Source organism: Arenibacter arenosicollis, assembly GCF_014397245.1.
Lineage (GTDB): Bacteria > Bacteroidota > Bacteroidia > Flavobacteriales > Flavobacteriaceae > Arenibacter > Arenibacter arenosicollis.
The window spans coordinates 46,006-60,359 of sequence record NZ_JACLHY010000021.1; the positions used below are offsets into that span (position 1 = coordinate 46,006).

Annotated in this window: 12 protein-coding genes; 4 read left to right on the forward strand and 8 right to left on the reverse strand. The window is 39.0% G+C overall.

The annotated features are described in order from the left end of the window. Positions 1-7: 7 nt before the first annotated feature. Both H4O18_RS17105 and H4O18_RS17110 read left to right on the forward strand, forming a co-directional pair. Entirely contained in the window at positions 8-1,573 is a 1,566-nt protein-coding gene (locus H4O18_RS17105) for a hypothetical protein (protein WP_187586803.1), read from the forward strand. A 181-nt stretch (positions 1,574-1,754) separates the two neighbouring features. Next, positions 1,755-3,134, forward strand: a complete 1,380-nt coding sequence (locus tag H4O18_RS17110; RefSeq protein WP_187586805.1) for an exonuclease domain-containing protein — start codon at positions 1,755-1,757, stop codon at positions 3,132-3,134. Between the two features lie 242 nt (positions 3,135-3,376). Here the strand turns inward: H4O18_RS17110 and H4O18_RS17115 are convergent, their stop codons facing one another. Next, complete coding sequence (locus H4O18_RS17115) at positions 3,377-4,786, reverse strand: MBL fold metallo-hydrolase (protein ID WP_187586808.1); 1,410 nt, start codon at positions 4,784-4,786, stop codon at positions 3,377-3,379. A gap of 105 nt (positions 4,787-4,891) precedes the next feature. After that, the gene (locus H4O18_RS17120; RefSeq protein WP_187586810.1) at positions 4,892-6,616 is read right to left on the reverse strand and encodes a SulP family inorganic anion transporter; all 1,725 of its coding nucleotides are present in this window, start codon (positions 6,614-6,616) and stop codon (positions 4,892-4,894) included. Positions 6,617-6,763: 147 nt separating this feature from the next. Between H4O18_RS17120 and H4O18_RS17125 the strand changes: the two genes are divergently transcribed. Next, complete coding sequence (locus tag H4O18_RS17125; RefSeq protein ID WP_187586812.1) at positions 6,764-7,642, forward strand: 3-keto-disaccharide hydrolase; 879 nt, start codon at positions 6,764-6,766, stop codon at positions 7,640-7,642. Positions 7,643-7,660: 18 nt separating this feature from the next. Here H4O18_RS17125 and H4O18_RS17130 read toward each other — a convergent pair whose 3' ends face one another. The 4 genes from H4O18_RS17130 to H4O18_RS17145 form a co-directional block, all read right to left on the reverse strand. Beyond that, entirely contained in the window at positions 7,661-8,821 is a 1,161-nt protein-coding gene (locus H4O18_RS17130) for a cytochrome-c peroxidase (protein ID WP_187586814.1), read from the reverse strand. 87 nt (positions 8,822-8,908) lie between these two features. Beyond that, positions 8,909-9,541: a Crp/Fnr family transcriptional regulator gene (locus H4O18_RS17135; RefSeq protein ID WP_187586816.1), complete on the reverse strand. Its 633-nt coding sequence runs from the start codon at positions 9,539-9,541 to the stop codon at positions 8,909-8,911. Positions 9,542-9,551: 10 nt separating this feature from the next. After that, a complete protein-coding gene (locus H4O18_RS17140; RefSeq protein ID WP_187586818.1) occupies positions 9,552-10,331 on the reverse strand; it encodes an aldose epimerase family protein in 780 nt (259 codons plus the stop codon). A gap of 71 nt (positions 10,332-10,402) precedes the next feature. After that, on the reverse strand, positions 10,403-11,644 hold the full coding sequence (locus H4O18_RS17145; protein WP_187586819.1) for an ABC transporter permease: 1,242 nt from the start codon (positions 11,642-11,644) through the stop codon (positions 10,403-10,405). A gap of 3 nt (positions 11,645-11,647) precedes the next feature. Here H4O18_RS17145 and H4O18_RS17150 point away from each other — a divergent pair, with 3 nt between their 5' ends. After that, complete coding sequence (locus tag H4O18_RS17150; protein WP_187586821.1) at positions 11,648-12,895, forward strand: exo-beta-N-acetylmuramidase NamZ family protein; 1,248 nt, start codon at positions 11,648-11,650, stop codon at positions 12,893-12,895. Here the strand turns inward: H4O18_RS17150 and H4O18_RS17155 are convergent. Together H4O18_RS17155 and H4O18_RS17160 are read right to left on the reverse strand one after the other, a co-directional pair. Further along, on the reverse strand, positions 12,892-13,737 hold the full coding sequence (locus H4O18_RS17155; RefSeq protein WP_187586886.1) for a sterol desaturase family protein: 846 nt from the start codon (positions 13,735-13,737) through the stop codon (positions 12,892-12,894). The genes H4O18_RS17150 and H4O18_RS17155 overlap by 4 nt on opposite strands. Before the next feature lie 95 nt (positions 13,738-13,832). Beyond that, positions 13,833-14,330, reverse strand: coding sequence for a YkgJ family cysteine cluster protein (locus tag H4O18_RS17160; RefSeq protein WP_187586823.1), 498 nt, complete (start codon positions 14,328-14,330; stop codon positions 13,833-13,835). Positions 14,331-14,354 lie beyond the last annotated feature (24 nt).

Below are 14,354 nucleotides of genomic sequence, written 5' to 3' on the forward strand. Positions count from 1 at the left end.
ATATATAATGAAAACTTTAAAAAGGGGGTTAAAAATATTCGGGATATTGGTCCTTTTACTGCTGTTGGTCGGAGCATCCATAGTGATGTACAATTGGCGTGATCGCCATCCAGATTATACAATAGATCTAAAAATCGAAAACAAAACTCCTCAACCCATAAAGGCCGGATTTGCCAAAAAACCCATAACACCTACTATAGTGGATACTTGGAACGATGCCAATGGAAACAACAAATACAGTAAAGATGAAGGTGACACCTATAATGACAACAACAACAATGGAAAATTTGATGCGTACTGGATAGCCGGAATGAGCAATGCCAAGCCCGCACAGGGAGTCCATGATGATGTGTGGTCCCGTGTCATGGTCATCGACGATGGCAAAAGCAGGATCGCTATGATCTCTATGGATGCCATTGGTTTTTTACATGGCGATGTGATCGATATAAGAAAGCGTATCCCTGCTGAGCTGGGAATAGATTACACCTTATTATCCTCTACACATACCCATGAGAGCAATGACCTTGTGGGCATCTGGGGAGAAAACATTTTCAATTCTGGAGTAAATCCTGAAATGATGGAATATGTGAAATCCCAGACTGTTGCAGCCATTACGGAAGCCGTTCAAAATTTACGTCCAGCCAAACTAGTGTTCGCCGAAGATCTATCCGGTGATGATGGTAAACTTATAAAAGACACCCGAAAACCCATCGTAAAAGCGACAGGAATACATTTAATGCAGGTCTTGGATTCCGAAAACAATACTACCTTGGGGACTATCATCAATTGGGCCAATCACCCGGAAACGCTATGGTCCCAGAATCTATTGATAAGTTCCGATTTTCCCCATTTTATCCGTGAAGCAATGGAAAACGGGGTATATAACGGAAAAGAATTGGTACATGAAGGACTTGGCGGTGTCGCCATTTATTTTTCAGGCGCCATTGGTGGCCTTATGGCCCCCCACCCTTCCTTGGGCATCCCGGATCCCTTTACCGGAGAAGAATATTTTGAACCCACTTTTGAAAAAACCAAAGCGCTTGGCGATCAAATTGCAATGATGTCCTTGGCCGCCCTAAAACAAAAAGGGGATACTCTAAACAATACCAATATTTCTTTAAGGGCAAAAACCATAATGGCCCCTTTGGACAATACTACCTTTAAAATTGCCAGTGGTATTGGCTTGATTAAAATGGGTATGCCGGAATATTTTAAATCGAGAACGGAAGTCGGCGCCATTCGGATAGGTCCTGCCTTCTTTTTAAGCATCCCTGGTGAAATATATCCAGAAATTGTTTATGGCGGAATTGAAGCTCCGGAAGGACGTGAATTTGACATCCAGCCCATGGAGATACCTCCACTTCAGGAATTAATTACCGACAAGTACAAATTCTACTTAGGACTTTCCAATGATGAAATTGGATATATCATACCCAAAAGCGAATGGGATACGGGAAAACCATATCTCTACAATGCTGAAGGAGACACCTATGGGGAAGAAAATTCTTTGGGACCAGAAACCGGGCCTATTATCTACAAGGCTTTAACGGAGGTTATACAAGACTTAAAATAACGGTCAATAAAGATCTTTGTAAGGGCCTGCAAAGATACTTCCAGCATTTTCTCTCACAAATCCATGGATGGTGTGATATAACCTTGGAGATCTAAATTATTTCTTTTTAATATGCTATAGGTTCCATTTTTAATCAATTTCCCATAACTTTAAGGTTCTGTTATGCCCAGCGCCATTTTTTATGTACACCATCATAGATATAGAGACTACCGGAAACGGAATAAAAGGTAATAAGATTACGGAGATTTCCATCTTCAAATTTGATGGTTATGAGGTGATAGATGAATATACCTCCTTGGTAAATCCGGAATGTGAAATTCCATACTTTATAACGGGCCTAACCGGAATTGATGACAATATGGTACGCAATGCCCCAACTTGGGAAGAAATTGCATCAAAGGTCTTGGAAATGACCCAGGACACAATATTTGTGGCACATAGCGTAAATTTTGATTACAACATAATCAAGAATGAATTTCAGAATATTAGAATTAGTTTTTCCCGCAAAAAATTATGTACTGTACGTTTGTCCAGAAAATTGATTCCAGGTTTAAATTCCTATAGTTTGGGCAAATTATGTACCTCCTTAAATATTCCATTGACCGATCGCCATAGGGCCAAAGGAGATGCCCAGGCAACAGTACTTTTATTTAAAAAATTGCTAAGGACCAATGGTGCCGAAAAGGTTTTTAAATCCTTTCTGAATGCCCGCTCCCAAGAGGCTACACTTCCACCATCATTACCCAAGGAAATATTTGAAAAATTACCGAATTCGCCTGGGGTGTATTATTTTAAAGATGAAAAAGGAAAGATTATCTATGTTGGCAAGGCCATTGATATAAAAAAGCGGGTATTGGGCCATTTTTATGACAAAGCCACCAAAGAGGTCTTAATGTGCAAGGCCACGCATGATATAGATTTTGAATTATCGGGCAGTGAGCTAATTGCACTGCTAATGGAATCTGCTGCAATAAAACATCATTTCCCATTGTACAATCAAAGTCAAAAGCGAACACCGCAAGAGTATGCCATCTTTACTTATGAAGATAGAAACGGTGTACTACATTTAGCCTACAACAAATTAAAATTGACACCCAGGCCTTTATCCACTTTTAATACCATAACAGAATGTAGGCTATTTATGGAAGAACTTTGCAAAGCCTATGGGCTATGTCCAAAATTCTGTCATTTACAGGAAAACACATCTAGTTGCTCCCATTACAGCATAACCAGTTGCAGCGGTATATGTAGAGGAACAGAATCTCCTACCGACTATAATTCCAAAGTAAAAACGGCTATTGAAGAATTAGAGGCGAAAAACCAAAATATCGTAATCAAGGAAAAGGGAAGATATAAAAAGGAAGAGGGATTTATTTTGGTTATCAACAACCAGTATAAGGGCTACGGATTTATACCAAAAAATGAACAGGTAAATACCGTAGACGACTTGGAAAACTTTTTGGAACTCCAAAAGGAAAACATGGACACTAAACGAATTCTTTCATGGTATTTGAGAAAATACCCAAACAAAGCAATTCACTTATCCCCTATTTCAGTTTAATGAAAAGGAGCCGGGAATTATCAAATGAATGATATTCCCGGACTATTTATTCTTTCCACTGTTCATTAGCATCAATACTGCAGTAACCAAACCAACACAAACGGCGCCAAAAACAGAAATCATTATGATCCCGTTGCTCCAATTTACTAACGGTAAGTAATGTAAAATCATAGGTATGCATTTATATTTAGTAGGCTAAAATATACACAAACCAAATTTTAAAATATGATAAATGTCACTTTTTAAAGTGTAGTAGGACATACATAATCCGTTAGCTCGAAACCAGAGTCCTTCATTTCCGCAAATCCACCGGCAATATCCACCAAGTTGTGTATACCCCTACTTTTTAAGATAGAAGCCGCTATTACGGACCTATACCCTCCAGCACAATGCAGGTAAAAGGTATCCTCTTTGGGAAATTCTGCCATGTGGTCATTTAAAAAATCCAAAGGCGTGTTATTTGCATTTGCCATGTGTTCAGAAAGATATTCGGATTCCTTACGAACATCAAAAACCGGAACAACTTTGTTATTGAGGGTGTCCTTCAAATCCTTTGCTGCAATGGAAGTGATCGTATCGTATTCTTTTCCTGATGCTTTCCAGGCCTTAAAACTCCCTTTTAAATAACCTACAGTTGCATCAAAACCTACCCTGGATAATCTTATTATGGCTTCTTCCTCCCTACCTTCGGGTGTTACCAATAAGATAGGTTGCTTGGTATCGGCTATAAGAGCTCCTACCCAAGGAGCAAAACTCCCATCCAAACCAATGAAGATCGATCGCGGAACATATCCTTGAACAAAATCGTCCTGATGCCTTACATCCAAGATGATGGCATCTGTTGCATTGGCAGCCTCTTCAAATTCATCTGGGGACAAAGCCGTTGTTCCTCTTTCCAAAATTTCCCCAATATCTTCATACCCTTCTTTGTTCATCTTTACATTAAGTGGAAAATATTTTGGAGGGGGCAAAAGGCCTTCCGTAACCTCCTTAACAAACTCCTCTTTGGTCATATTTGCACGAAGGGCATAATTCATTTTCTTTTGATTTCCCAAAGTGTCCACCGTTTCCTTCATCATGTTCTTACCACAAGCAGAACCAGCACCATGGGCTGGATAAACCACCACATCATCTGACAAAGGCATAATTTTATTTCTAAGACTATCAAACAATAAACCCGCCAAATCCTCTTGGGTCATATTGGCTGCTTTCTGTGCCAGATCCGGCCTACCTACATCACCAAGGAACAAGGTGTCGCCTGAAAATATAGCATAATCCTTACCTTTATCATCCCTTAATAAATAGGTAGTACTTTCCATAGTATGTCCAGGGGTATGCAATGCCTTAATAGTGATTTCTCCAAGCTTAAACTCCTGACCATCTTTAGCTATAATGGCTTCAAAAGTAGGATTGGCAGAGGGTCCGTAAACTATTGGAGCGCCCGTCTCCTTTGACAAAGTAACGTGACCACTGACAAAATCTGCGTGAAAATGGGTTTCGAAAATATATTTTATGGAGGCATTATCTGCCTTGGCCCTTTTTAAATAAGGTTCTACCTCACGTAATGGATCAATTATAGCCACCTCTCCATTGCTTTCTATGTAATAAGCCCCCTGTGCCAAACATCCTGTATATATCTGTTCTATTTTCATATTCTTAATTTTTTGTGATCTGATTAAAATAAAATAATCAAAATATTTTTAATTGGAAAATCACTTTTACAAAGGTAAATAATCCATCCCTGTACTTCTGCAACATTAGTTACTTAGGTTCTGATGTGCTACTTTTTCCCTTAAAGTTGTAATGGTATTGGGATCGTCATAATAGGCCACAGCTTCCTTTATTTTTACAAAAAGATACTTTTTGTCCAGGCAATTGATGATTCCACTTTCAAATATAATGTCCCTCGTAGGACCTATAGCTCCAGCTATGTAGAACTGAACATTCATTTCATGAATCTCGTCAATAACACTTATCAGCATTGTGGAAGCAGTAGAATCAATGTAATTAATTGATTCGGCATTTAATATCACCGCCCGTAGCCCAGGCCCCTTGGCTTTAATATATTTAAAAAGTTGACTTTTGAAATAGGCCGAATTCCCAAAATACAATTGGGAATCGAACCGGACAATTAATAGGTCTGGTCTAACCTCCACTTCTGACCCAAAACGTTCAATATTTTTGTAGTAGTCGGAACCGTTTATATTTCCCAACACGGCGAAATGAGGTTTGGAAGTCCTGTAGACCATCAATAACAAAGACATTAATACTCCAATCAAAATTCCTTCTACTATACCAATGGACAGTGTAATTAAGAAAGTGATCAAGAGTACCATGAACTCATCCTTGCGCTGTTCCCATAATTTCTTAGGGTAAGAAAGATCTATTAATCCAAAAACGGAAACCATAATAATGGAGGCCAATGCAGCCTTTGGTAAATTGTAAAACAATGGGGTCAGAAATAACAGAGTAAGAGCCACCATGATAACACTTATTACAGAAGCTATAGTAGTTCTGGCACCGGCTTCGTAATTAATGGCAGATCTGGAAAAACTGGCTGTGACGGAGTACGACTGAAAAAATGAACCTAACATGTTTGAAGCCCCCAATGCTATCAACTCTTGATTGGGTTCTATAGTTTCTACCTTATTTTTTTCCTCAAATGCCCTACCGATGGAAATAGCTTCCAAATATCCCACTAATGCCAGTGTAAGCGCAATGGGCCAGATATCCTTGATTTTTTCAATAGTAAAATTATGGATTTTAAATGATGGCAAACCCGCAGGCACCTCTCCCACTACCTGAACATCATATGCTTCCAAGTTAAAAAAGTAAACGGCCAAACTGCTCAATACAACTACCAATAGGATAGCCGGAAATTTTTTAAACCATGTTTTAAAAGAAGCAATAATTAGTATACCAATAAGCCCGATCCCAAAATCATAGACATTGGTTTCCATAATATGTTGAAAAGCGTTTATTACCAATTGATGAAATTTATTGCTACTGGCAATATCTGCACCCAACAAATGCTTTAACTGACTAAATATAATGATTACTGCTGCGGCCGAGGTAAATCCGCTAATTACCGGTCTAGACATAAAATTCACCAAAAAACCCATGCGTAAAAACCCTAACAACATTTGAAAAGCCCCTATCATAAATGCAAGGAACAGCGCCATTGTAATGTAGTTCTCAACACCCGAAATAGCCAGGGTTCCCAATCCCGCAGCGACCAAAAGCGAATCCATGGCAACGGGGCCAACGGCTATCTGCCTGGAAGTGCCCAAAAAGGCATATATCAAAATAGGGACCAAGGAGGCATATAGGCCGTAAACCGGAGGTAGTCCGGCAATCATGGCATAGGCCATACCTTGTGGAATCAAAATTATACCCACGGTTATTCCGGCCACCAAATCCTTTCCAAAAAAGCTTTTGTTGTATTTTGGAAGCCAGTCCAAAAAAGGTAAATATCTCCTCATTCACCAAATTTAATGTTAAATACCTAATTTGTGTGTAACGATGGTTACAGAATATTAACTGAAATAATCTATTCCTTCACAAAATTGGATATTTTTAAAATTTAAATAATTTATCTTGTGCCTTAAAATCAATTAATTCCATATAAAATGCAAAAATTCCCTTCTGTCTTCGGTTGCCTCATCTTAGCAATTCTTCTTTGTCAGTGCAGCACCATAAAATCTGTTTCCCAAGAAAATAGCGATGGTTGGATTTCTATGTTCAATGGTAAGGACATTAATGATTGGACCACTAAAATACACCATTATGAGGTTGGGGATAATTATGGAGATACCTTTAGAGTGGAAGATAGTATCATTAAAGTACGTTATGACAAATATGAGGGAGATTTTAACGAGAGGTATGGACACCTATACTATAACACCCCCTATTCCTACTATCATCTTGTAGTAGAATATCGTTTTGTTGGAGAATTACACCCAGGAGCGCCCAGTTACACCATTAAGAATAGCGGGGTAATGTTCCATTCCCAAGACCCAAGGACCATGCCCAAGGAGCAAGACTGGCCTATTTCAGTGGAATTGCAGTTATTGGCCGGATTGGAAGAAGGAAAATCAAGGCCAACAGGAAATATGTGTTCCCCGGGTACAGATGTGGTTTACGAAGGTAAAATTGATCCAAGACATTGCATTAATTCTTCATCCAAAACATATTTCGGAGATCAATGGGTACGTGCCGAGGCCATTGTTTTAGGAGATTCCATAGTAACCCACATTATTAATGGCGACCAAGTGTTACAATACACAAAACCGCAAATTGGAGGGGGTGTTGCCAACCGCTACGACCCGGCAATTAAAATCGATGGCAAATTGTTAAAGGAAGGTTTTATTGCCTTGCAAGCGGAGGGACAGCCCATAGATTTTAGAAAAGTGGAAATAAAAAACCTTAAGGGATGTATGGATCCCAAAGCCTCAAATTACCGCAAGTACTACATTAGATCAGACCCCGAGGATTGCAAGTACAACTAATTACACTGTTAGATTGAGCTATTGAATGTCTCCCCCAACTGGCAACCCACTGGGAACCTTTTCTGGAATTTCCTTGTCAAAATTGTCATCGTTAAGGGTGTTTAAAAAAGAAATAATTAAGGACATATCCTTCACGCTGAGCTGAAGTTCTCTAACAAAGGGATCGAACATTTCCTTGGATACTGAGGGATTTCGTGTTTTCCCAAAGGAGATATCCTCGTAAAATTCCAATACCTGTTTTAAATTTTGAAAGGCTCCATTGTGCATATAGGGAGCGGTAAATCGCAAATTTCTGAGTGAGGCCGTTCTAAATGCGAAACTTTCCTCAAATCCACTGTCCGGTTCAGGTACTTTATTGTTTTCCGGCACTCCCAATACATGCAATTTATAGTCCGAAAACATAGGGCCATTATGACAATTGATACAACCTACGGATTTAAAAAGTTCAAAACCTTCTTTTTCCGAATGGGAGATGGCGTTTACATCACCGGCCATATATTGATCAAAACGGGAATTGTTGGCGACCAAAGTCCTTTCAAAAGCCGCAATCGCCTTTCCTATCTGAACACTATCTATTGGTGTGTCCGGGCCAAAAGCATCTGCAAAAAGAATTTTATATTCAGGAATAGACTGTAGTCTCGTTGCCACTTCCGTTAAAATTTGCGATTTGGAAAAATGAAGACCTTTCATTTCCTCCATGGTTTTAATTGGTTCCAAGGCCTGTTTTTCGAGGCTCTTTACACGGTCATCCCAAAACATGGGAGCATTTTCAGGATCATAATCATCCTTTCCCTGTATCCCATTAAATGCGGTGTTCAAAATGGTAGGAGAATTACGTTTCATTAAGGGGATGTCATTGGGCTGTCTAAAAACCCTTTTACTACCCAACCCCTTACCATTACTGCCAATGGAAAGATCTAAGAACTCTGCATATCCTGTAGCCGGATGATGGCAACTTGCACAGGCAATATCCTTTCCTCCCGAAAGAATGGGATCATAAAACAATAGTTTCCCTAAAAGTTCCTTCTCCTTGGAATTTAGATTATCAACAGGCGCTTTAATGCTCTTTGGCAAGGCGGCAACCTTGGCTGTTTCCTTGGGCTTTGCAGTATCCCTGTCCTTATCCTTTGTAGAATTACCACAACCCACCATTAATATGGACAGGAATATGACGTACATACAAAAATAAATCCTCATAGATCCTAACATTCTCTAGACAAGTTTAGCATTTAATATCCTCAATAACAAATACTAAACATATAAAATCTATAAATCCAACACTCTTATTTGATTTCTATAAAGTACTATTTTGCCTTCGTTTTCCATTTTTTTCAAGAGTCGTGACACCACCACTCGCGAGGTATGAAGGTCGTAGGCAATTTCTTGATGTGTGGCGTACAAAAGGTCGTCATGGGTAACTTTGGCCTTATCCTGTAAATGTTTCAATAACCTTTCGTCCATTCTAAGAAAAGCAAGAGTATCTATAGTCTCCATTAGCTCCATCATCCTTGCATTGTAGCTCTCCAGGATAAACTGCTGCCAAGTTTTATACTTACCCATCCAAGTTTCCAAGTAACCCACGGGAATCATCAATAATTCCGTATCGGTTTCCGCAACTGCCCTTATTCCACTTTTTTTGTTTCCCATGCAACAAGAAAAAGTCATAGCACAAGTGTCCCCTTTTTCAACGAAGTACAATAACAGTTCATTGCCCTCATCATCTTCCCTTAGCACCTTGATAGCTCCGCTTAGCAATAAGGGCATGGACTTAATGTTATCTCCTATTTCCATTAGAGTTTGGCCCTGACTAACTTTTTTATAGCTGCCAACTGCCCTAATTTCCTCTAATAACTCTGGTTCAAAAAGATAACCATAGTGTAATTGCAATGCTTCTGTCATTCTTACCGTATCAAATATTTGGTTGTATAATTACCGAAAAAATTCTTTCCAACTTGTCCAATTTTAGAAATCCGGTATGCAGTTCTTCCTGGTTTACCGCGTAGGGATAAAAGGATATAGGTTCTATGCACAACATATTGGAAACTTCTGTCCATAACATAAAATTTCCAAAACCTTCCGTTTTTATGCTAAGCCCTCCATTATCGAACAAGGCAATGGATTCGCATTCTAAAATGGGCAGCGCCCTACTTCCAATGTCAAGGACCTCTTGTAAAGATATGGTTCTATCTCCGGCCTGTATCGTTACATTTTCGGAATGTAACTTAAAGGCTGGGTGGTATCCCAACATAAAAGGCATGCCCTCTTCACCTGTAATCTTAAATTGAATTTTAAGGCCTTTTTCTAAAATTTCATAGGATTTCTGGAATTCGAAACTATAGGGCCATGACAAATATTCTTCCGTGGATTTTGCTGGAAATTTAGAGTTTTTTACTGCGGTGCCGGAAACATATTTTTTACTGAAATCTACTTTTGTTTTGGCTTTGGAAACAAGTTTATATTCCATTTCCCGCAATAGGCCATGTTGATCTTGTACCGCTGGTCCTCTTGGGGTTGTAATTCTAAAATTTGCCTCATTGCTGGGACCTATTATAGGAAACATTTCGGTATCCGAATTTCGCCATCCCGGGCTTCCCTTTTGGTGAATATACTCATGACCACCAACTTCATAGCCTACCAACTCACCAGCATCGATTCTTACTGTTTGATTATGTAGTTCCAAATTCACCATGTAATTTTACTTTTTATCTGAGATTCATCAATTTGTGGTCTTTGTAAGACCAATAACATTATCCAAAATTACTACTCGAACTGTATGGCTTTTACCGGAGAAATTTTAGTAATAATATAGGACGGTACAAGCAACATCAATAAACATAAAACCAACACACCAAGATTAAGGAACAATACCGTTAAAAAATCAATGTGCACGGGAATATAATCTATATAATACTCCTTTGGGTTTGGAAACTTAAACATACGAAATTTATACTGCAACCCAATGATACCCAAGCCAATGATATTACCCAACAACAGTCCAACTCCTATTAAATAAGTAGCATTATATAAGAATATCTTACGTATACTCCAATTGGACGACCCCAAGGCTTTTAAAATCCCAATCATCTGGGTCCGTTCCAAAATTAAAACCAGTAGTGCGGTAATCATGTTGATACCTCCCACAATGATCATTATACCTATGATCAGTGCTATATTAAAATCGAACAGACCAAGCCACTCAAAAATCCTATAGTACTTGTCCTTTATGGTCTGGGTATCCAGACTGGACAAGGTTTTCCCATAGATTTCGTTGGCCTTATTGTCTATTTCATCAAAATTATCGACAAATATTTCAAAGTTTCCCACTTCATTATCCTCCCATTTATTCATATGTTGAATATGGCGCAGATCGATAAAAATATAGGAACCATCAAGCTCCTCAAAACCACTGTCGTAGATACCTGTTATCTTAAATTTCCTTTGATTTGGGAGTTTGGATTCATCATCTTCCTTAAAGAAAATTGCAACGAACGAATCCCCAGTATTCAGTTTTAGTCGGTTGGCCAGAACCCGTGATATTAAGGTTTCATCATTGACCTCTCCCATAAAATTGGGCAAGGTCCCATCCACCAAAAACTCTTGAAAAACATTCCAATTATAATCTGTCCCAACCCCTTTGGCTATAACCCCTTCAAAAGTTTCTTCCGTTCTTATTATACCGGCCTTGGTGGCCACTGCTTGGATATGCTGTATACCACTGACCGATTTAAATTCTGGATAAAAATCTTGATCAAGGGAAACAGGAACCATAGACACATCGGAAGTGTTATTGTCGTAGTTATATATCTGAATATGACCATTAAAGGCCGCAATTTTCTCGCGAATCTTGTGCTTTAATCCAACTCCGGTCGAAATAGCCACCAACATCATTATTACACCCAATGAAATTGCTGCAATAGCTATTTTTATTATTGGTGCAGATATACTAATTTTATGCTCCTTACCTGTAACAAGGCGCTTGGCAATAAAAAATTCTAAATTCAATTTATGGCAGTTTTTTCCGTTTTCAAAAATACAGTTTTATTATTGTTTTTTATACTTTCTTCTTGTGGAAACCCCTCCAAAGCCCATAATAAGGCACTTGATTCCAAAGCTGCACAAGATACCCCTCCCACTGATCTACCCATAGTGATAGCCGCCAACAGAACCGAAGCCTATCTTCCCTTGCTACAAGGAAAAAAAGTAGGTATAGTGGCCAATCAGACCAGCGTTATTTTTAAGGATACCCAAACCCTATCCTTTACCCATATTGTAGATTCACTTTTAGCCCATAATATAGATATTAAACAAGTATTTGCTCCAGAGCACGGATTTCGGGGCGAGGCAGATGCAGGTGAAAAAGTAAGCGATGGCAAGGACGAAAAAACAGGACTTCCCATAATTTCCTTGTACGGAAAAAATCGCAAGCCCTCCAATGAACAATTAAAAAATATTGATATTGTGCTGTTCGATATTCAGGATGTAGGGGTGCGATTTTACACCTATATAGCTACCATGCAATTGGTCATGGAGGCATGCGCTGAAAACAACATTCCTGTAATTGTCTTGGACAGGCCAAATCCGAACGGACACTATGTGGATGGCCCTACCATGGAAACCGAACACAGAGGTTTCTTGGGAATGACCAATATCCCTTTGGTATATGGTATGACCATTGGGGAATATGCCAATATGATCAATCAAGAAGGTTGGCTGGAGAACAAGGTTGTAGCAGACCTAACCGTTATACCCATGGAGCACTACGATCATAACAAAGATTATATATTGCCTATTAGACCATCTCCCAACCTACCCAACAATACCTCAATTTATCTTTACCCAAGTTTGGGATTATTTGAAGGTACCAATGTTAATGCAGGCCGAGGAACTGAATTTCAATTTCAGCGCTATGGCGCTCCCTTTATGGACAGTACCAAATACAACTTTAAATATACACCTGCCCCAAATTTTGGATCTAAAGACCCAAAACATAATGGTGAAATTTGTTATGGCAAAGACCTGTCAAAGACTCCAAAAATGAATACCGTGGATTTGGATTATATCTTGGACGCCTATGGGAATACCAAAGACAAGAGCCTGTTCTTCAACACTAGTGGCTTTACCAAACATGCAGGGACTGCAGACTTACAAAAGCAGATAGAAGCCGGACTTTCCCAAGAAGAAATTAAGAAAACTTGGCTAAACGACATTAACCATTTCAAAAAAATAAGGGCCAAATACCTAATTTACAATTAACGCGTGGATTCTAAATCCACCTTTTCCGGAGTTTTATAGCGCTTAAAAGGAATTTTCAATAATGCTCCTATATCAGCATTCTCCTTTTCATTGGGATAAGTATCCACTCCATACACTATTTGGTGATTGGGTAATTTTAGGAAGGTGCCAAAAAGACGGTCCCAAATGGAAAAAATATTCCCATAATTACTATCCGTATAAGGTAATTTATAGTGATGATGTACCTTGTGCATATCCGGTGAGACAATTACCCAACTCATTACATCATCCACCTTTTTGGGCAGTGAAATATTGGCATGGTTAAATTGCGACAAAACAACCGAAAGTGCCTGATATATCATAAATACGGCCACTGGAGCCCCAACCACAAAAGTCCCAAAGCAGGTAAATGCAAAGCGAACCAAACTTTCTCCAGGGTGGTGCCTATTGGCAGTAGTCGTGTCTACCTCGTGATCGGTATGATGAATAAGATGAAAACCCCATAGCACCTTAACCTTGTGCTCTACCCAATGGGCCAACCATGCACTAAGTAAATCCAACAACATTACCCCCACCAACACCTTTAGCCATATGGGCATAAGGGGCAACCAATTCAACACGCCAAAATCATTGGCTATGGTCCAATCACTGGTTTTTAAGAGTAAAAAAGCCAATGGAAAATTTACCAGGATGGTAGTAAGGGTGAAAAAAATATTAATCCCGGCATGTCTTATCTTGCTGTATTTTAACTGAAACAAGGGAATAATGTACTCCAATATCCAAAAAAAGGCTATCCCGGAAACCAAAATGATACTTCGGTGTGCAGTAGGTATAGTTTCAAAATATGTATAAATGGACTCCATCATCTAAATTTACAAAATAGTTAGCGGGTATGGAACGCTATAAATTGATTTAAATGATTACCAATTACCGGCATTGAAATTAATATAAAACCCTTCTACTTAATATGTATTAATTTTTTCATTTCTTCCACAATATTATATGCCGCTGGACAAATTGCCACATTTTTTAGGGTAAGGTGACTAATTTGCTGAAACTTTTTTCTGTCCGTGTGAGGAAATTCACGACATGCCTTGGGTCTTACATCATAGATGGAGCAGTAATTCTCCGCGTCCAAAAAGGTACAGGGAACTCCCTGCAATACGTAATCGTTATCCTCGTCCACCCTCAAAAATTGATCAATAAATTTTTGGGGCTTCATCCTAAAATGCTTGGCTATGCGCTCCACATCCGCATTGGTAAATAAGGGACCTGTGGTCTTACAACAATTGGCACAGCTTAGACAATCCGTCCTATTAAATTCGGCTTCGTGTAAGTCCTGCATAATATAATCCAAATCCTTTGGTGGTTTACGCTTTAGTTTCCCAAAGAATTTCTTATTCTCATTATGCTTCTCCTGTGCAAGTTTGGGAAGTTGCTTAATTACCTCATCCATTGTGGAATAAACTTTTAAAAGTTG

What these genes read in the sequence shown, in the direction of transcription:
- H4O18_RS17105 (WP_187586803.1), top strand. Translation starts at nt 8, where the DNA reads ATGAAAACTTTAAAAAGGGGGTTAAAAATATTCGGGATATTGGTCCTT.
- H4O18_RS17110 (WP_187586805.1), top strand. Translation starts at nt 1,755, where the DNA reads ATGTACACCATCATAGATATAGAGACTACCGGAAACGGAATAAAAGGT.
- H4O18_RS17115 (WP_187586808.1), bottom strand. Translation starts at nt 4,786, where the DNA reads ATGAAAATAGAACAGATATATACAGGATGTTTGGCACAGGGGGCTTAT.
- H4O18_RS17120 (WP_187586810.1), bottom strand. Translation starts at nt 6,616, where the DNA reads ATGAGGAGATATTTACCTTTTTTGGACTGGCTTCCAAAATACAACAAA.
- H4O18_RS17125 (WP_187586812.1), top strand. Translation starts at nt 6,764, where the DNA reads ATGCAAAAATTCCCTTCTGTCTTCGGTTGCCTCATCTTAGCAATTCTT.
- H4O18_RS17130 (WP_187586814.1), bottom strand. Translation starts at nt 8,821, where the DNA reads ATGTACGTCATATTCCTGTCCATATTAATGGTGGGTTGTGGTAATTCT.
- H4O18_RS17135 (WP_187586816.1), bottom strand. Translation starts at nt 9,541, where the DNA reads ATGACAGAAGCATTGCAATTACACTATGGTTATCTTTTTGAACCAGAG.
- H4O18_RS17140 (WP_187586818.1), bottom strand. Translation starts at nt 10,331, where the DNA reads ATGGTGAATTTGGAACTACATAATCAAACAGTAAGAATCGATGCTGGT.
- H4O18_RS17150 (WP_187586821.1), top strand. Translation starts at nt 11,648, where the DNA reads ATGGCAGTTTTTTCCGTTTTCAAAAATACAGTTTTATTATTGTTTTTT.
- H4O18_RS17155 (WP_187586886.1), bottom strand. Translation starts at nt 13,737, where the DNA reads ATGGAGTCCATTTATACATATTTTGAAACTATACCTACTGCACACCGA.
- H4O18_RS17160 (WP_187586823.1), bottom strand. Translation starts at nt 14,330, where the DNA reads ATGGATGAGGTAATTAAGCAACTTCCCAAACTTGCACAGGAGAAGCAT.